The sequence below is a fragment of the Comamonas sp. 4034 genome (genome assembly GCF_050434545.1).
Classification (GTDB): Bacteria; Pseudomonadota; Gammaproteobacteria; order Burkholderiales; family Burkholderiaceae_C; genus Comamonas; species Comamonas odontotermitis.
On record NZ_JBNDIT010000003.1, the window covers coordinates 105,897 to 124,157 of the forward strand.

16 protein-coding genes are annotated in these 18,261 nt (G+C 63.3%); 9 read left to right on the plus strand and 7 right to left on the minus strand.

The genetic code is table 11. The features are described 5' to 3' along the window. Positions 1–58 precede the first annotated feature (58 nt). The 4 genes from ABIE32_RS04715 to ABIE32_RS04730 all read right to left on the minus strand — a co-directional run bounded on the left by ABIE32_RS04715 (position 59) and on the right by ABIE32_RS04730 (position 5,275). Entirely contained in the window at positions 59–574 is a 516-nt protein-coding gene (locus ABIE32_RS04715; RefSeq protein ID WP_224152036.1) for a dihydrofolate reductase, read from the minus strand. Further along, entirely contained in the window at positions 571–1,662 is a 1,092-nt protein-coding gene (locus ABIE32_RS04720; RefSeq protein ID WP_429014401.1) for an acyltransferase family protein, read from the minus strand. The genes ABIE32_RS04715 and ABIE32_RS04720 overlap by 4 nt, the downstream gene beginning before the upstream one ends. A gap of 179 nt (positions 1,663–1,841) precedes the next feature. Beyond that, entirely contained in the window at positions 1,842–3,236 is a 1,395-nt protein-coding gene (locus ABIE32_RS04725; RefSeq protein ID WP_429014402.1) for a YdgA family protein, read from the minus strand. 221 nt (positions 3,237–3,457) lie between these two features. Further along, complete coding sequence (locus ABIE32_RS04730; protein ID WP_429014404.1) at positions 3,458–5,275, minus strand: glutamine--tRNA ligase/YqeY domain fusion protein; 1,818 nt, start codon at positions 5,273–5,275, stop codon at positions 3,458–3,460. A 428-nt stretch (positions 5,276–5,703) separates the two neighbouring features. On the opposite strand from ABIE32_RS04730, the gene ABIE32_RS04735 reads away from it, so the two are divergent. From ABIE32_RS04735 to gsiD, 8 genes are all read left to right on the plus strand, one after another. Further along, positions 5,704–6,045 (plus strand): hypothetical protein, encoded by a 342-nt coding sequence (locus ABIE32_RS04735; RefSeq protein WP_224152040.1) that lies wholly within the window; start codon positions 5,704–5,706, stop codon positions 6,043–6,045. A gap of 147 nt (positions 6,046–6,192) precedes the next feature. Further along, on the plus strand, positions 6,193–6,654 hold the full coding sequence (gene aroQ, locus ABIE32_RS04740; RefSeq protein ID WP_429014406.1) for a type II 3-dehydroquinate dehydratase: 462 nt from the start codon (positions 6,193–6,195) through the stop codon (positions 6,652–6,654). A 54-nt stretch (positions 6,655–6,708) separates the two neighbouring features. Next, on the plus strand, positions 6,709–7,590 hold the full coding sequence (locus tag ABIE32_RS04745; protein WP_429014408.1) for an alpha/beta fold hydrolase: 882 nt from the start codon (positions 6,709–6,711) through the stop codon (positions 7,588–7,590). Positions 7,591–7,617: 27 nt separating this feature from the next. Further along, the gene (locus tag ABIE32_RS04750) at positions 7,618–8,640 is read left to right on the plus strand and encodes an isoaspartyl peptidase/L-asparaginase family protein (protein ID WP_429014410.1); all 1,023 of its coding nucleotides are present in this window, start codon (positions 7,618–7,620) and stop codon (positions 8,638–8,640) included. Between the two features lie 271 nt (positions 8,641–8,911). Continuing rightward, positions 8,912–10,816 (plus strand): dipeptide ABC transporter ATP-binding protein, encoded by a 1,905-nt coding sequence (locus tag ABIE32_RS04755; protein ID WP_429014412.1) that lies wholly within the window; start codon positions 8,912–8,914, stop codon positions 10,814–10,816. 87 nt (positions 10,817–10,903) lie between these two features. Continuing rightward, positions 10,904–12,436, plus strand: coding sequence for a glutathione ABC transporter substrate-binding protein GsiB (gene gsiB, locus ABIE32_RS04760; RefSeq protein WP_429014414.1), 1,533 nt, complete (start codon positions 10,904–10,906; stop codon positions 12,434–12,436). 3 nt (positions 12,437–12,439) lie between these two features. Next, complete coding sequence (gene gsiC, locus ABIE32_RS04765; protein WP_184707402.1) at positions 12,440–13,360, plus strand: glutathione ABC transporter permease GsiC; 921 nt, start codon at positions 12,440–12,442, stop codon at positions 13,358–13,360. Between the two features lie 11 nt (positions 13,361–13,371). After that, positions 13,372–14,325 (plus strand): glutathione ABC transporter permease GsiD, encoded by a 954-nt coding sequence (gene gsiD / locus ABIE32_RS04770; RefSeq protein WP_429014416.1) that lies wholly within the window; start codon positions 13,372–13,374, stop codon positions 14,323–14,325. Between the two features lie 122 nt (positions 14,326–14,447). On the opposite strand, the gene ABIE32_RS04775 is transcribed toward gsiD, so the two are convergent. From ABIE32_RS04775 to gloB, 3 genes are all read right to left on the minus strand, one after another. Next, complete coding sequence (locus ABIE32_RS04775; protein WP_224152047.1) at positions 14,448–14,765, minus strand: tetratricopeptide repeat protein; 318 nt, start codon at positions 14,763–14,765, stop codon at positions 14,448–14,450. A 120-nt stretch (positions 14,766–14,885) separates the two neighbouring features. After that, positions 14,886–16,451, minus strand: coding sequence for a transglycosylase SLT domain-containing protein (locus ABIE32_RS04780; RefSeq protein WP_429014419.1), 1,566 nt, complete (start codon positions 16,449–16,451; stop codon positions 14,886–14,888). Further along, positions 16,448–17,236 (minus strand): hydroxyacylglutathione hydrolase, encoded by a 789-nt coding sequence (gene gloB, locus ABIE32_RS04785; protein ID WP_429014420.1) that lies wholly within the window; start codon positions 17,234–17,236, stop codon positions 16,448–16,450. The genes ABIE32_RS04780 and gloB overlap by 4 nt, the downstream gene beginning before the upstream one ends. Between gloB and ABIE32_RS04790 the strand changes: the two genes are divergently transcribed. Continuing rightward, positions 17,235–18,194: a class I SAM-dependent methyltransferase gene (locus ABIE32_RS04790; protein ID WP_429014422.1), complete on the plus strand. Its 960-nt coding sequence runs from the start codon at positions 17,235–17,237 to the stop codon at positions 18,192–18,194. The genes gloB and ABIE32_RS04790 overlap by 2 nt on opposite strands. Positions 18,195–18,261: the final 67 nt, after the last annotated feature.

Consider the following 18,261-nt stretch of genomic DNA (forward strand, 5'->3'; position numbering starts at 1 on the left):
CTTTACCTGTAAGTGCTATCAGCTATCAATTTTGATAGCCTTGTCTTGCCCGACACATCTAGGCGACAGTGCGTCGATAGCAAACAAAGCTGAACGGCAATCCGCTGGCGCTGGTGTGCGCTTCGCGCGAGGCTTGCTGCCACTCGGCGCCCAGGCTGGGCGCGTAGGCGTCACCGGCAAAATCCTGGGCGATTTCGGTCACCCACACCTCGTCGGCCAGGGGCAGCGCCTGGGCATAGATCTGCGCGCCACCGATCACCCAGGCCGGTTTGCCGATGGCACGGGCTGCATCCAGCGCCTGGGCGACATCACCCGCGACGGTGACATGCGCGGATGCCGGGTCTGGCTGCCAGTCTGCCTGGCGCGTCACCACCACATTGTGGCGGCCGGGCAAGGGGCGAAAACGCGGTGGGAGCGAATCCCAGGTCTTGCGGCCCATGATGACGGTGCCGCCGGTGGTCTTCTGCTTGAAGAAGGCCATATCTTCTGGCAGATGCCAGGGCAATTGGTTGTTGATGCCGATCACGCCATTGGCGGCACGGGCGTAGATGAGGTGGATATGCGGTGTGGTCATGCAGAAGGGCCCAGCCAGCGGGCGATCTGGCGCCGGCAAGCCTGGTAGAGAGGACGTTCGATGGAGTGATGGTACAGCGCGGCAAAGGCGACCAACAGCAGCAGCACGGCCACCGCTGCGCCTGCGCGGGGCAGGGCCTGCCAGCCCAGCGCCTGCAGCGCGCGGCCCGCCAGCAACAGCACCAGGGGATGCAGCAGGTAGATGGCAAAGGAGTAGTCGCCCAGGCGGCCCAGCCCGTGCTGCAGCGATTGGAGGCGAGGGCTGTGAGGCACGGGGGCCAAGAGGGCTGCACCGACAAGTGCCACGGCGGCTGAACCTGCCCACAGGGCGCGTTCGGGCCAATGGAAGAAGCCGCTCATTCCGGGCGCGTGCGGGCTGTGGAACCAGGCCACATAGGTGGCCATGCCGGCCAGCACAGCTGCTGCCAGCAACCACCAGCCCCAGTGCTGGCGCGGAAAGCGCTGCACCAGCAGGTAAAGAAAATACCCGGCAAAAAACTCCAGCACCAGCGGCGCTGCGTAGAACCACACGAGCAGCGTGGCACGATCAAACGCGCCGGGGGCATACCGGCCCGTGAACCAGAAATGGAGCACCAGAGTCGCGATGCCGCCTGCCAGGGCCGCCATGGCACGCTGGCGCCACGGCGGGGCCAGCAACAGGCTGGCAGCGACCAGCAGGTAGAAATACAGCTCGTATACCAGCGTCCAGATCACATTGCTGATATGTAGCGAGAAATTGCTGGGGTAGAGCAGGGCCGATGACAGCAGGTTGACATTGGCTGGCAGGCTGCCGATTGCGACAAGTGCCAGCAGGCTGATGCCCATTACCGGCCACCAACCCGTGTAGATGCGGCCAAAGCGCGTCAGCGCAAACTGGCTGGCGGCACGGATGCCGGGCGCGCTGCGTGCCGTGCCCAGCGCCATGATCACGCCGCTGATGACAAAGAAGATATCCACCCCGGCATAGCCACCCGCTGCAATGGTCTGGAACCATGAGGGCGCATGGGGAAACCAGCCCCACAGCTGCGCATGGTAGACCGCAACCCACATGGCCGCCGCAAAGCGCAGCATTTGGATGGACTGGATCATGATGGGGCGAGGGCAGTTCGGCGGGGGGAATGAAAGTGCACGATGATAGCGTTTTGATGGAGTTTTGATAGCGGCATGCGCGCTGTGGGTGTGCGCTGACGGCCTGAAACACATGAAAAAGGCCTGCAAGGCAGGCCGATTCATGGGGTGCGAGGCAGCATTGGCTGCGGCAACCGCTGTTAAGGCATTGCCGCCATCACTCCCATCATTTCTTCGCCGCCCAGCTTCTTGCCATTGGCCTTGACTTCGCCACCGGCGTACTCGATCAGTGCGCTCATCTGGTTGTCCTTTTCCTGCAGCACGCCCGCTTGCATCAGGGTGTCGATGCGCAGCTTCACATCGTCCTGCACCAGCGTGGCCAGTTGCTGCACGTCGTAGTCCTCATCGCCTTCATTGTCGGCAATCAGGGCATCGCGCACCCTGCTGCTCATCAGCGACTCCAGCACGGGCTTGGGCATGTTCAGCTTGGCGTGGGCCTTGATGTCGGTGGCCGGGTTCAGCCCCTTGGTGGCGTCGCCCTGGTAGGACACGCCAGCCGACAGTTCGGCTGCGCCTTCATCCGAACGCCAGGCAAGGCGCTTGATTTCCAGCTCCGGCTTGCGCGCCAGCAACTGCTGCAGGCCGCCCATCATCAAGGCCTGCAGCGCCTGCGGATTGCCCTGGGCTTGCTGCGATTGCTTGGTGAACTGGTTGAGCCAGGCAGCATCGAGGTTGCGCAAGGCCAGGTCCACAGCAATGTCGTTGATCTTCTTGCCCGGAATCGTCACCAGCTTGACGGCGGTGTTGACGCCGGTGTTGACCACATCACCCTCTTGCTTGGTGTCGATGTCCATGGTCAGGCCATCGATCTGCACGGGTTCGCCGCCATTCTTGGGCTCGGTGTTCAGGCTGTCGAGCTTCCAGTTCACGCTGCCCACCATGAATTCCTGCCCCTGGGGCTGGAACAGGTCAAAGCGCATGCTGTTGCCCTTGAGCAGCATCTTGGCAGGGCCGCTGCTGTCGCCTTCTTCATCGTCCACCGGCGATGCGGTCGAGTCCAGTTGCAGGCTGGGCATGGTGGCCGTGCCCTTCATGCCCTTGAGGTCGGCAGACATTTCAAAATCTGCCGTCAGCCCTGCAAAGCTGACCTTGTCCTTGTCGAACTGGCCGGTCACGGCGGGCGAGCTCATCTGGTGCTTTGACGTGTGGGTCCAGCCGACCTGGGTGTTCCACTCCAGGGGCGACTTGTCCTTGTACAGGCTCAGCAGCTCGGGGGGCGCATCGTCATTCCAGGCAAAGCGCGAGGCGATCTCTGCGGCGTGGCCACGTGGCCAGGGTCCGTGCGAAATGTCGTGGCTGGCGGTGAAGCTCAGTTGTTCCTCGCCGGTATTTACCGTCCACAGGGTCTTGGCGGTAGAGGTGAACAGGCCGCGCTCATAGCTTTGCACCTGCACCATCAGCGGCGGCTTGCTCCACTCCTTGGCGGTCGACTCAAACCCCTCCTGTACCTTGCCGCCCATCACGTAGCTGGTGGCAACACTGCCCGCCAACAGCACAGCCACAGCGGCTGCAATCCCGATTCCAAGCTTTTTCATGTGTTTTCCACTGGTGTCGCACGCCTGCGTTGTTGTTGTGTGAGTTCTATTGCGGCGCAGCAATTGATGAAGCGGGAATTGTATGCGGTGGAGGTCTGCGTGCGAGGTGTTTTTGTTTGACCTCGCGATACGACAACAAACGGGGGGATTGGGCAGTCAGGGAATGAAAAAGGGCTGCCATAGATGGCAGCCCTCCGAGGCAGACAAGGCGTGATTCCGAATCACTTGCCCCAGGAATCCTTCAGTCCGGTGATCTTGTTGAACACCGGCTTGGCGGCTGTGTGGTCCTTGCGGTCTGCCACAAAGTAGCCAAAGCGTTCGAACTGGTACTTGTCATCGGCCTGGGCCGACTTCAGCGACGGTTCGACATAGGCAGTGACTACCTTCAGGCTGTCGGGGTTGAGCAGGGCGAGGTAATCCTTGCCGCCGGCATCGGGTTGGGGATCGGTGAAGAGCCGGTCGTAGAGGCGCACTTCGGCCTCAATGCCGTCCTGCACGCCCACCCAGGTGATGGCCGCCTTGACCTTGACGCTGTCGGCGCCGGGCGTGCCGCTCTTGGTATCAGGCACCACCGTGGCCAGCACCTTGCTCACGTTGCCGTCGGCATCCTTCTCGCAGCCCGTGCACTCGATCACATAGCCGCCCTTGAGGCGAACCTTGTTGCCGGGGAACAGGCGCTTGTAGCCCTTGGGAGGCACTTCGGCGAAATCCTCGCGCTCGATCCAGACTTCGCGGCCCAGTGTGAAATGGCGCTCGGGCACGGTTTCACCTTCGGCGTGGTGGGGCAGGGCCGGCAGCGTGCATTGCTCCAGATGGTCTGCGCTGCCAAATACCTCGGCCCAGTTGGTCAGCTCCAGCTTGACGGGGTCCAGCACCACCATCGCGCGGTGGGCCTTGTTCTCCAGGTCTTCGCGCAGGCAACCATCCAGCGTGCCGTAGTCGATCCAGGCGTAATCCTTGGTCACGCCGATGCGCTCGCAGAAATTGCGGATGGATGCTGGCGTGTAACCCCTGCGGCGCAGGCCGACGACGGTAGGCATGCGGGGGTCGTCCCAGCCGGTCACGAAGTGGTTGTCCACCAGGTGCTTGAGCTTGCGCTTGCTGGTGATCACATAGGTGAGGTTCAGGCGCGAGAACTCATACTGGCGCGGCTGCGGCGCGTCGATCAGGCCGCCCGTGCGCAGGTTGTCGAGCAACCAGTCATAGAACGGGCGCTGGTCCTCGAACTCCAGCGTGCAGATGGAGTGGGTGATGTGCTCGTACGCATCCTCGATGGGGTGCGCGAAGGTGTACATCGGGTAGATGCACCATTGGTTGCCGGTGTTGTGGTGCTCGGCATGGCGCACGCGGTAGATGGCCGGGTCGCGCAGGTTGATGTTGGGCGCGGCCATGTCGATCTTGGCGCGCAGCACGGCGGCGCCGTCCGCCAGCTTGCCGTCCTTCATGTCGGCAAAACGCTGCAGGTTCTCGGCCACCGAACGGTCGCGGAACGGGCTGTTCACGCCGGGACGGGTGAAGTCGCCCCGATTGGCCTTCATCTCGTCGGCAGACTGCTCGTCCACATAGGCCAGGCCCTGCTCGATCAGGTAGACCGCGCAGCGGTGCATGAAGTCGAAGTAGTTGCTGGCGAAATACAGGTTCTCGTGGCCGTCCGGGTCCTTCCAGTCAAAGCCCAGCCATTTGACGGCGTCGATGATGCCGTCCACGTATTCCTGGTCTTCCTTTTCGGGATTGGTGTCGTCAAAACGCAGGTGGCACACGCCGCCGAAGTCGCGCGCCAGACCGAAGTTCAGGCAGATGGACTTGGCATGGCCCACGTGCAGATAGCCGTTGGGCTCGGGCGGAAAGCGGGTGCGCAGCCTGGCCTCGTCCACCTGGCCCTGCTGGTGGTGCTGGGCGTCGCCGGGCGAACCACCCCAGTGGCGGCTGGCGTAGGTGCCTTTGTCCAGGTCGGACTCGATAATGTGTCGCAGAAAATTGGTGGGTTTGACCACTTCGTCACTACCACTGTGCGAAGCGCTCGAGACAGGTGCATTCATAAGGGGTTATTCTAAGGGACTACCCTGGTGCTTAGAACGTGTTTATGATCTCTATGCAGCCGCGTTGGAGTGCAATCGGGATGAGTTCGAAGCGGTGGACCACAGCTTGCACCGAGGTGCAAGCAAGGGCCAGCGTGCAGAAATCGCCCGATTTCACTCCAACCCGGAGGGACAGTGGTTTTGCGGGCGGTCTGCGTTGTTGCAAATCCTCGCAATAGCGGGGCTATTGCTGCGGTATTGCGCCTCGCAGCCCATCCCGCAAAGCCACTGTCGCGGCGCAAGGAGATCGTAAACACGTTCTTACGATTGGCAACACGATATCCTGTCTTGAAACCACAATTTGCAATCGCTTTGGTATCTTTTGAGGGTTGGCGTACGTTAAGGTTGTGATGACAATCTTTCAAGGTCACCCTCGCAAGGAGAAACAAATGACCAATTCAACGCTGAAACAGTGCTCTCGCTGGGCTGCCGCCGCAGCATTGGCGGGCTTGGGCCTGGTGTCCGGCGCCGCACATGCCAGCCGCGTTTCTTGGTCGGTGGGCATCAATGTGCCAGCGCCCGTGTATGTGGCGCCTGCTCCCGTGTACATGCCGCCACAACCTGTGTATGTGGCACCGCAACCCGTCTATGTTGCGCCGCCGCCACCGGCTGTGGTGTATCGCCCGGCACCGGTCTACCGTCCCGCACCCGTGTACTACGGTCCGCCTCCTGGCCACCGTCGCCACCACCACCGCCACTGGGATCGCGACCGCGATTACTACCGCTACTGATCCCGCCCCCATCCGCGCCTGTGCTGCGCGGGTATGCACCAGCCCCGGCCTGCCGGGGCTTTTTGTTGGCCCTCCTGTCGCCTCCAGCAATGAAGACGGCTGCTTTTGCTCTGATAATCGATAGCAAAGACCGCTTGTGGAGCCTGCATGAAAACCGTCTTCGTACTCAATGGACCCAACCTGAACCTGCTGGGGCTGCGCGAGCCTGCCATCTATGGCGCGCATACCCTGCAGGACGTGGAGCGGCTATGCGAGCAGGCGGCCGCGCGCAACCATCTGGCCCTGCGCTTTCACCAGAGCAACCACGAGGGCGCGCTGATCGACTGGCTACATGAAGCCGGTCAGATGAAGCGCGACGGCCAACTCGCCGGTGTCGTGCTCAATGCAGCCGCCTACACCCACACCAGCGTGGCGCTGATGGATGCGATCAAAGGGGCCGATCTGCCGGTGATCGAGCTTCACATCAGCAATGTGCATGCGCGTGAGGCTTTTCGCCACCATTCCTACATCGCCCCGGTGGCCAAGGCAGTGATCTGCGGCCTGGGCGTGCAGGGCTATAGCATTGCCATCGATGCCGTGGCGCAGGTGCTGCTGGCGCAGCCTGCCTGAAAGCGGCCCATGGTGAACCATGCGCCAACGTCGGCAGAGCCTATACCCGCTGCCATGCCCTCCGACATGCCTGCGGATTGCACAGCCTTGCTGGCGCGCGCAACCCGCCTGACCACGCCTTGTGGCGACGGCGAGATGGTGTGGCACACATGGGGCGCGCGCCAGCCGGGCGCCTTGCCGCTGGTGATGCTGCATGGCGGCAGCGGCAGCTGGACGCACTGGATTCGCAACATTGACGCGCTGGTGGCTGCGGGCCACCAGATCTGGCTGCCTGACCTGCCGGGTTTTGGCGATTCTGCCGCGCCCCCTGCCGGTTTTGATGCCGATGCCATGGTCGAGCCCTTGTACCAAGGCATGCAGCAGCTGGGCCTGCTGCCCTGCAAGCTGATCGGGTTCAGCTTTGGTGGCATGACCGCCGGCATGCTGGCGGCGGTCCATCCCGATGCGGCCGAACGTCTGGTGGTGGTGGGCGCCCCCGCCATGGGCGTAGTGCCGCAGAAACAGTTTGTGCTGCGTGGCTGGCGCCATCTGCCCAATGCGACCGAGCAGCGCGAGGTGCACCGCTACAACCTGGGTGCCTTGATGCTGTGGGACGCCACCCGCATTGACGACGAGGCCCTGGCCCTGCACCAGAACAATGTGCAGCGCGACCGCCTGCCGCGCAGGCGCCTGGCCAATACCGATATCCTGGCGCAGTCGCTGCCGCAGATTGCGGCTCCGGTGGCTGCCATCTACGGCGCGCACGATGCGCTCTACAAAACCTATATGGGTGCGCTGGGCGACAAGTTTCGGGCGGTCACGCCACAGCTGCTGGACTTTGTGCTCGTGCCCGACAGCGGCCATTGGGTGCAATACGAGCAACCCCACGCATTCATGGCGGCCCTGCTGCCGCTGCTTTCCTCAACTATTGATGTAAATAATGCCTTTGGCGCTTGATAGTAAAGCGCTGGCAGCTATCAAAATATGAGTCCAACCAAGTTCACCCCCGTCATTGCCATCCATGGCGGCGCAGGCACCATCACCCGTGCGTCGATCACGCCCGTGCAGCAGCAGGCGTACCGCAATGCATTGCGCGATATTCTGCTGGGCGCGCAGCGCAAACTGGCAGAAGGCGCGCCAGCAGAGGCTGTGGCGGTGGAAGCCGTGCGCCTGCTGGAGGAATGCCCGCTGTTCAATGCCGGGCGTGGAGCGGTGTTCACTGCGGACGCCACCCACGAGATGGATGCCTGCGTCATGCGCGGGCACGATCTGGCCTGCGGCTCCATCGCAGGGGTCAGCACCGTGCGCAACCCCGTCATCGCTGCCCAGGCGCTGATGGAGGCGGGCGGGCCGGTCTTCATGATCGGCGCGGCTGCCGAGCAGTTTGCCCAGCGGCAGGGCTGTGAAATGGTGGCCAGGGACTGGTTCTCCACCGAGCAGCGCCTCGCGCAGCTGCGCACGGTGCAGGAAGCCGCCCGGGCATCGGGCAGCGACACCATGGCGCTGGACCACACTGCGCAGAGCCTGGCTGCCCCGCAAGGCAAGGGCGATGCCCCCCTGGATGAGCGCAAGAAGATGGGTACCGTGGGCGCCGTGGTGCTTGATGTACATGGCAATCTGGCGGCAGCCACATCGACTGGCGGCCTGACGAACAAGAAGCCCGGCCGTGTGGGCGACTCGCCCGTGGTGGGTGCTGGCACCTACGCCAAGAACGGCGTGGTGGCCGTATCGTGCACCGGCGTGGGCGAGGCTTTCATTCGCGGAACGGCAGCACATGCCGTGGCTGCGCGCATTGAGCTGCTGGGCGCCGGTGTGGCCGATGCGGCAAGCGCCGTCATCCACCGCGTGCTGCCGCCACTGGGGGGCGACGGGGGCCTGATTGCCGTGGGCGCGAGCGGCGAGGTGTCGCTGTGCTTCAACTCCGAAGGCATGTACCGCGGCCAAGTGGGCGTTGCTGGCGAACCGCTGGTGGCAATTTACGAGAACGACGCATTGGCAATCGCTTAGGCCGCTGCGGCCAACCTGCGCAAAAAGGCTGCCTTGGGCAGCCTTTTTTTCATGCAATGACGGGTTTTACTTAGGTGAAAACACTAGGGTAATTTCATATGAAACCGCTTTCGGCGCTTTCTACAATGCGAGGACTGTCACCGAAGTGAGTGCGCAGATCCGTGCGATCTTGCCAAAGTGGAACCCAGTCTTCGGGGTGCCGCATCTGCTGCGGCTATTCCTTTTTTCATAGCACATTGCGCTTGCTGCTTGTGCGCTAAAGCCCAATTTTATGTCCACCCTTGCACACTCCTCCGCCGAGAATGCTGCGTTGCCCGCGGTGTTGCAGGTTCGTGACCTGTCGGTCAGCTTCAAAACCGAGCAGGGCCGGGTGCAGGTGGTCAAGAACCTGAGTTTTGACGTGCATGCCGGCCAGACGCTGGCCGTGGTGGGCGAATCGGGTTCGGGCAAATCCGTCACCTCGCTGGCGCTGATGCGCCTGGTGGAAAACGGGGGTGGTCAGATCGACAGCGGCTCCATGCTGCTGCGCGGGCGCCACGTGGGCCAGTTGGATCTGGCCAAGGCCAGCAACGCGCAGATGCGCCAGGTGCGCGGCGCGGACATGGCTATGGTGTTCCAGGAGCCGATGACATCGCTCAACCCCGTCTTCACCGTGGGCGAGCAGATTGCCGAATCCATTCGCCTGCACCAGGGAAAATCGCGCAGCGAGGCCATGGCCGAGGCGCTGCGCATGATGGAGCTGGTACGCATTCCCGAGGCGCGCAACGTGCTCACGCGCCACCCGCACCAGCTCTCAGGTGGCATGCGCCAGCGGGTGATGATCGCGATGGCGCTGTCGTGCAAGCCGTCGCTGCTGATTGCCGATGAACCGACGACGGCGCTGGATGTGACCATCCAGGCACAGATTCTGGCGCTGATCCAGGAGCTGCAGCGCGAAATGTCGATGGGCGTGATCTTCATCACCCACGACATGGGCGTGGTGGCGGAGGTGGCCGACCGCGTGCTGGTGATGTTCCGTGGCGACAAGGTGGAAGAGCAGGACTGCGTGCAGCTGTTTGCCCACCCGCAGCAGGCCTACACCCGCAACCTGCTCGCGGCGGTGCCGCAGCTGGGAGCCATGCGCGGCAAGGATCTGCCAGAGCGTTTTGCCTTGCTGGGGCAAGGGGCGGGTGGCGCTGCAGGAGAGATTGCGCCGCAGGCCACCGTCAAGGCGGGCGCGCCGGTGCTGCAGGTGGACAAGCTGGTGACGCGCTTTCCGATCAAGGAAGGGCTGCTGGGCGGCGTCAAGCGGCAGGTGTATGCGGTGGAGCAGGTGAGCTTCAGCCTGCAGCCGGGCGAAACGCTGGCGGTGGTGGGCGAATCGGGCTGCGGCAAATCCACCACGGGCCGGGCGCTGGCGCGGCTCATCGATTTCCAGTCGGGCCAGGTGCAGGTGGCGGGGCGCGATATTGCGCGGCTCAAGGGCGGCGATCTGCAGGCTCTGCGCCGCGACATCCAGTTCATTTTTCAGGACCCGTTTGCCTCGCTCGACCCGCGCCTGACGGTCGGCTACAGCATTCTGGAGCCCATGCTCATCCACAAGCTCCTGCCGCGCGAGCAGGCAGAAAAGAAAGTGGAGTGGCTGCTGGAGAAGGTGGGCTTGCCTGCCGCAGCGGCCAACCGCTATCCGCACGAATTTTCGGGCGGCCAGCGCCAGCGCATTGCGATTGCGCGCGCGCTGGCGCTCAACCCTCAGGTGGTGATTGCCGACGAGGCAGTGTCGGCGCTCGATGTGTCGATCCGCGCGCAGATCATCAACCTGATGATGGATCTGCAGCAGGAGTTCGGTATTGCCTTCCTGTTCATCTCGCACGACATGGCGGTGGTCGAGCGCGTCAGCCACCGGGTGGCGGTGATGTACCTGGGCCAGATCGTCGAGATTGGCCCGCGCCGCGCCGTGTTCGAGAATCCGCAGCACAGCTACACCAAGCGGCTGATGGCGGCAGTGCCGATTGCCGATCCGACACGCCGGCGCGCGCACACCTTGAACGTGACCGAGATACCCAGCCCCGTGCGTGCGGTGAATGACCCACCCAAGGTGCTGCCCATGCGCGAAGTGGGGCCGGGCCACTGGGTGGCGACCGATGTATCTGCCGCAGCGGCGCAAAGCGCGGCTGCGGGCCGGGCGGTGGCCTGAAAAGCGCCACGAACGGATCATTTTTGAAGGGGTCTGGCGGCCACGGTGGCGTGCCAGAGTATGCAAAACCTGAAGAGGAGAGTTGATATGCAACGACGTTTGACTTCGATCGCCGCCGCCATGCTGCTGGCGGGTACTGCGTTTTCGGCCCATGCGGCCAAGGACGTGGTGGTGGCAGTGGCTTCCACCTTCACGACCACCGACCCCTACGACGCCAACGACACCTTGTCGCAGGCCGTGGCCAAGTCCTTCTATGAAGGCCTGTACGGTTTCGACAAGGACATGAAGATGATCCCCGTGCTGGCAACGGGCTTTGACGTGAGCAAGGACGGTCTCGTCTACACCTTCAAGCTGCGCAGCGGCGTCAAGTTCCACGACGGCACCGCCTTCAACGCCGAAGCGGTGAAGGCGACCTTCGACCGCGTGACCAACCCGGACAACAAGCTCAAGCGCTACAACCTGTACAAGAACATCGCCAAGACCGAGGTGGTGGACGATCTGACGGTGAAATTCACGCTCAAGGAGCCATTTGCACCTTTCGTCAACTCGCTCGCCCACCCTTCGGGCGTGATCATCTCGCCCGCTGCGCTCAAGCAGTACGGCAAGGAGATCGTGCAGCACCCCGTGGGTACCGGCCCGTTCAAGTTCGTCGAGTGGAAGCCTTCCGACTACATGAAGGTCGCCAAGTTTGACGGCTACTGGCAAAAGGGCCTGCCCAAGGTGGATACCATCACCTGGCGCCCGGTGGTGGACAACAACACCCGCGCATCGATGATGCAGACCAACGAGGCGCACTTCGCCTTCCCGGTGCCGCCAGAAGCCGTGGCCAACCTCGAGAAGAAGCCGAGCCTCGAAATCACCAAGGCGCCGTCGATCATCCATCGCTACATCTCGATGAATGTGACGCAGAAGCCTTTCGACAACCCCAAGGTGCGTGAGGCGCTGAACTACGCCATCAACAAGGAAGCGCTGTCCAAGGTGGCGTTTGCGGGCTCTGCCATCCCTGCCGAAGGCGTGCTGCCCAAGGGCGTGGAATTTGCCACCAAGCTCGGCCCATGGCCCTACGACCCCGCCAAGGCCAAGGCCCTGCTGAAGGAAGCGGGCTACCCCAACGGTTTTGAGAGCACGCTGTGGTCGGCCTACAACCACTCCACCGCCCAGAAGGTGATCCAGTTTGCGCAGCAGCAGCTCGCCCAGGTCGGCGTGAAGGTGACCGTGCGCGCCCTGGAAGCAGGCCAGCGCGTGGCCGAAGTGGAATCGGTGCAGGACCCTGTCAAGGCGGGCGTGCGCATGTACTACGTGGGCTGGTCGTCGTCCACCGGCGAAGCCGATTGGGCCATGCGCCCGCTGCTGGCGGGTGAAAGCGCGCCACCCCGTGGCTTCAACACCGCCTACTACAACAACCCCGAAGTCAACGCCGACATCGCCAAGGCGCTGGTGACCACCGACACGGCTGCGCGCGGCAAGATCTACGCCGATGCCCAGCAGAAGATCTGGAAGGACGCACCCTGGATCTTCCTGAACACCGAGCAGCTGGTGTCCGTGCGCGCCAAGAACCTGTCCGGCTTCTACGTGATTCCTGACGGCAACTTCAACTTTGTTGACCTGGACCTGAAGTAATCCATGCATCGCTACCTGCTCAAACGCTTGCTGGGGCTGATACCGACGCTGCTCATCGTGGCAGTGCTGGTGTTCGGTTTTGTGCACATGCTGCCTGGTGACCCCGCGCGCCTGGCGGCAGGCCCCGAAGCCGGGCCCGAGACGATTGAACTCGTCCGCAAGGACCTGGGGCTCGATCTGCCCCTGCACCAGCAGTTCATCCGTTTCTTCGGCAATGCGTTGCAGGGCGATTTTGGCAAATCTGTCCGCACCAAGCGCCCGGTCTCGCAGGAGATCGCAGAGCGCTTTGGCCCGACCTTCTGGCTCACCGTGGTGGCCATGGCCTGGTCGGTGGTGCTGGGCATGTTCCTGGGCATCGTCTCGGCGGTCTGGCGCAACAAGTGGCCCGATCGCCTGGGCATGACGCTGGCGGTGTCGGGCATCTCGTTCCCGTCATTCGCCCTGGGCATGCTGCTGATGCAGTATTTCTCGGTCAACCTGGGCTGGCTGCCCACGGTGGGGGCCGATACCTGGAAGCACTACGTGCTGCCATCGCTCACGCTGGGGGCTGCCGTGGCCGCCGTGATGGCGCGCTTCACGCGCAGCTCGTTCATCGACATCCTCAAGGAAGACTACGTGCGCACCGCACGCGCCAAGGGGCTGAAGGAGACCGTGGTCGTCATCAAGCACGGCCTGCGCAATGCCATGATTCCGGTCATCACGATGATGGGCCTGCAGTTCGGCTTTCTGCTGGGCGGCTCCATCGTGGTGGAGGTGGTCTTCAACTGGCCCGGCATGGGCCGCCTGCTGGTCGATGCGGTCGAAATGCGCGACTACCCGATCATCCAGGCCCTGGTGCTGCTGTTCTCGCTGGAATTCATTCTGATCAATCTGGTGGTTGACCTGCTGTACGCATGGATCAACCCCACCATTCGCTACAAGTAAGGAGCATGGGCATGACTACTCCAAATGCTCCCCAAACCCAGGCCAGCGCTCCGGCAGGCACCGCACCTGCCAACGCCGCCACTGCCACGCTGCCCGCCAACCTGACCGCGTCGACACGCATGCGCACGCCCATGGCCGAGTTCTGGCGCAAGTTCAAGCGCCAGAAGCTGGCGCTGTGGGCCGGGGCCTTCATCATCGTGCTGGTGCTGGTGGCCATTCTGGCGCCGTGGCTTGCACCGTTCGACGCCGAGAATTTCTTCGACTACGACGCGCTCAACTCGCCGCCGACTGCCAAGCACTGGTTTGGCGTGGATTCGCTGGGTCGCGACATTTTCAGTCGCATTCTGGTGGGGGCCCGCATCTCGCTGGCAGCGGGCTTTGTGTCGGTGGCCATCGGTGCGGTGATTGGCGCCGTGCTGGGCCTGCTGGCGGGCTACTACGAAGGCTGGTGGGATCGCATCGTCATGCGCATGTCCGATGTGCTGTTCGCCTTTCCCGGTATTTTGCTGGCCATTGGCATCGTGGCCATTCTCGGCAACGGCATGATCAACGTCATCATGGCCGTGGCTGTGTTCAGCGTGCCGGCGTTTGCGCGCCTGGTGCGCGGCAATGTGCTGGCGCTCAAGCAGCAGACCTATATCGAGGCGGTGCGCTCCATCGGCGCGCCCGACTGGGTCATCATGCTGCGCCACCTGCTGCCCGGAACGGTGTCGTCGGTGGTGGTGTATCTGACCATGCGTATCGGCACATCGATCATCACGGCGGCCAGCCTGTCCTTTCTGGGCATGGGTGCCCAGCCGCCAACGCCCGAGTGGGGTGCCATGCTGAACGAGGCGCGCAGCGACATGCTCAACGCCCCGCATGTGGCGCTTTTCCCCAGCCTGGCCATTTTCGTGACCGTGCTGGCCTTCAACCTGCTGGGCGACGGCCTGCGCGACGCGCTCGACCCCAAGCTGGACAATTGACAATCGACAATCAACAACTGACCACCACGGGCTGATACGCAGTCTGCTATCAAAAACAAAGCTGCTCGCGCTTGATGCATAAGCGCCAGCAGCTTTTTTCATGGATATTCGATCAGCTCATCTCATTGCGCCGCATCCTTGTGCAGGCGCTTGAGGAAGACCGTGATCTCCTTGGCGGTCTGTGCGTCGCCATTGGCATCTGCCGCCTGCATGCCTTGCTGCCAGGCCGATTCCGCCTTTGCCCGCTCGCCCAGTGCAAGCCAGGCCTTGCCCAGCAGCTTCCAGGCGGCAGAGTATTGCGGGTTGTGTTCCACCGCCCGGCTCAGATGCTCTGCGGCTGCGGCATGGTTTTCTTCCCGCAGGAATGCGTTGCCCAGGCCAAAGCGCAGCAGGGCGTTGTCCTGGCCGCTGGCCAGCAGTTTTTCGAGACCTTCGCGCATCGCTCATCCTTTCGATGCCATGGAGGATAGCGGCGTGGGCTTGTCCGCAACGCGCGTGGGTGCTATGCATCAAAAACAAAAGCGCCCCGTGGGGCGCTTTGCGGCATGCCTGTCAAAGGCTCAGCGCTTTTTCTTTGCCGTGGCCGTGCTGCGCTTGGAGGGCGCCGCCTTGGTGGGCGTGTTGCGGGCCGTGCCCTTTTGTGCAGAGCTGCCCTTGCTCGATTTGCTGCTGCGGCTGGCTGCATGGTTGTTGCGGTTGCCCGCGTGGCGTTCTGCGCCCACGCGCACCGGCAGGTACAGCACCACTTGCTGGCCCGCCTTGAAGGCGGCTTTTACACCCACGTCGTTCCAGTCCGCCACCTGGGCGGCGGTGACCTTGTAGCGCTGCGCGATGCCGGTCACGCTGTCGTGCTTGCGGGCCTTGACGGTGGTGCGCCGCGTCACGATCTCGGGCGTGAGGGCAATGTGCGCGTTGTCGGCCAGGTGGCTGGAAACGTCCTGCTTGACGGCGGCCGATCGGGGCACCATCAGTGCCGAGCCGCCCTTGACCATCATGCGTGGCGGAATGTTGTTCACCGCGCGCAGGTCGCCTTCGCTCATGCCGACCATGCCTGCGGCGGTGGCCACGGTCATGGTGCTGGGCACGGTCCAGACCGTCCAGCTGGCGTACTGGCCTTTTTCATGGGCTTGCAGGTTGCGGCGGAAGACATTGGCGTTGTCCCAGGGCAGCAGCACCTGGGGCGTTCCGGCCTTGAAGATGACGGGCTTGTTGAACGAGGGGTTGAGCGATTTGAGCTCATCCATGGTCACGCCGGCGAGTTCGGCCACCTGCGCAGTGTCGATGTCGCGGTCCAGCGTGACGGCCTGGAAGTATGGGTGGTTCTCGATCAGCGGCAGCTCGGTCTGGAAGCTCTCCGGCCGGGCGATGATGTTCTTGACCGCCTGCAGCTTGGGCACGTAGTTGCGCGTTTCATCGGGCATGTTCAGGTCGGTGTAGCCCATGCCCAGGCCCTGCTTCTGGTTGCGTGCCAGCGCGCGGCCCACGCTGCCTTCGCCCCAGTTGTAGGCGGCGAGGGCCAGGTGCCAGTCGCCAAACATGTTGTAGAGCTTTTGCAGATAGTCGAGTGCGGCACGTGTCGAGGCGAGCACATCGCGCCGGTCGTCGCGGAACATGTTCTGCTTGAGCTCGAAATACGTGCCAGTGGAGGGCATGAACTGCCACATGCCGGCGGCCTTGGCGCTGGAGACTGCCTGAGGGTTGTACGCGCTCTCGATGTAAGGCAGCAGCGCCAGCTCGGTCGGCATGCCACGGCGCTCCAGCTCCTCGACGATGTGGAACATGTACTTGGAGGAGCGCTGCGTCATGCGCTGGATGTAATCGGGCCGGCTTGCATACCATTGCTCCTGGTTGCTCACCAGGTCGCTTTGCAGATCGGGCATGGCAAAGCCACGGCGGATGCGGTCCCACAGGTCATCGGGCACGGCCAGGTTGGCCACGCCATTGCGCTGCACGCTGGCGGAGTTGATGGGGCTGAGCGGCCCACGGGGGTAGCTGGGGGTGTGGGAGGCGGTGCTTTGTGTTTGCGCCTCTGCTTCGCTCTTGTTGGCCTCAGGGGGGCTGGTGGTGGCGCAGCCGGTCAGAACGAGGAGCGCACTCAGGCTCCACAGGTGCAGGTAATTCTTCAAAATTGGTTCTTCCAGCGACGCAGCGATGCCAGTACCGATACGGAATCGCCGCTGGGGGTGGATGGATCAAATTGCTGAGCAGCATGTGCCACGGCGGGGACTGTGCTGCGCAAAAACGGGTTGATGCGCAGCTCGTTGCCAAGCTGGGCAGGCAAGGTGGGGGTGCCCTGGGCACGCAGCGCTTCACAGTGCGCCGTGTACCGGGCGATATCGGCATTGTCCGGCTCCACTGCCTGCGCAAAGCGCAGATTGGAGAGCGTGTATTCATGCGCGGCGCACACCAAGGTATGGGGAGGCAGGGCTGCCAATGCAGACAGCGATGCATGCATCTGTGCCGGGGTGCCTTCGAAAAGGCGGCCGCAGCCTGCAGAAAACAAGGTATCGCCGCAGAAAAGAACGGGGGCGGGCAGGGGCGCCTCGCCCTCCACCAGGGGGCAGTAATAAGCAATGTGCCCGGCGGTATGGCCGGGCACATCGATCACCTGCCAGGTGTGGCCCAATAGCGGCAAGGTATCGCCGCCCCGCAACGGGTGGTAGGGGGCGGGAATGTCTTCGCGTGCCGGGCCGTACACCGCCGCTCCGGTGGCTTGGCGCAGCTCGGCAACGCCGCCCACATGGTCGCCATGGTGGTGGGTCACTACAATGGATTGCAGATGCAGCCCGAGCGCTTGCAACGCTTCCATCACGGGCGCGGCCTGCCCGGGGTCGACCACCAGCGCCTGTCTGCCGTCGTGCAGCAGCCAGATATAGTTATCGGTAAAGGCGGGCAAAGGGTGCAAGTGCATGAATGAACAAATTATAGGCACGCAAAACTGGTGGAACATGCCGTTGGGCCGCTACATGCTGGCCTGGGAGCAAACATGTTACGACGATGCGGTGGCCGACATCTTTGGCTTTCACAGCCTGCAGATCGGGCTTTTCCCATTGCAGGGGCTGCGGGCCAATCGCATGCCCCATCGGTGGCTGGCGCTCGACTCCGTGGAGCAGCAGGCGCAATGGCAGACGCTGGAAACTGTAAATGTAAACAGCTTTGCACAGGGTTTACAAAGCCCGCAGGGCGCGCCCCCTGATCCGGGGCCTGCGCCGGGGGCGTTCGAAGAAGGTGCCGGTGCGGTACAGGCCGAGGGCTCCCAGGTGCCGCCGCAGACGGCTGTGCTGCTGTGCGCCGGGCAGGCGCTGCCTTTTCCCAACGACTCGCTCGACCTCGTGTTGCTGCCCCACACGTTGGAGCTGAGCGCCGATCCGCACGCCGTGCTGCGCGAGGTGGCCCGCGTGCTGGTGCCCGAGGGTAGGGTGCTCATCAGCGGCGTGAACCCCGCCAGCCTGTGGGGCATGCACACCTGGAGCCGCCGTCTCCCAGGCTTGCAGAAGCTCCCTCCCATGCCTGATGACCGCAGCCTGATCGGCTATGGCCGCCTGCGCGACTGGCTCAAGCTGCTCGATCTGGAACTGCAGACCGCCAGCTTTGGCTGCTACCGCCCGGCCATGCGCACCGATGCCTGGCTGCGCCGCTGGGACTGGATGGACAGCGTGGGGGCCAGCGCATGGCCGATATTGGGCGGTGTGTACTTTGTGGAGGCGGTGAAGAAAGTCGCGGGCGTGCACATGCTGGCAGCGCCCTGGAAGGCGGCTGCGCCTGCCGCCATGGGCCGGCCCGTGGCGGCGCGCGATGGCGTGCTAGAGAAAAGGGACACAGGAGACGCCAGCCCGCCGAAGGGGGATGGCTGGGAAAGGCCCGTTTAAGCGCTTTTTGCCGCCTGGCACTTGTCTGTCAAGCGCAGATAGCTATCAATTGTGAAGCGACTTCTGG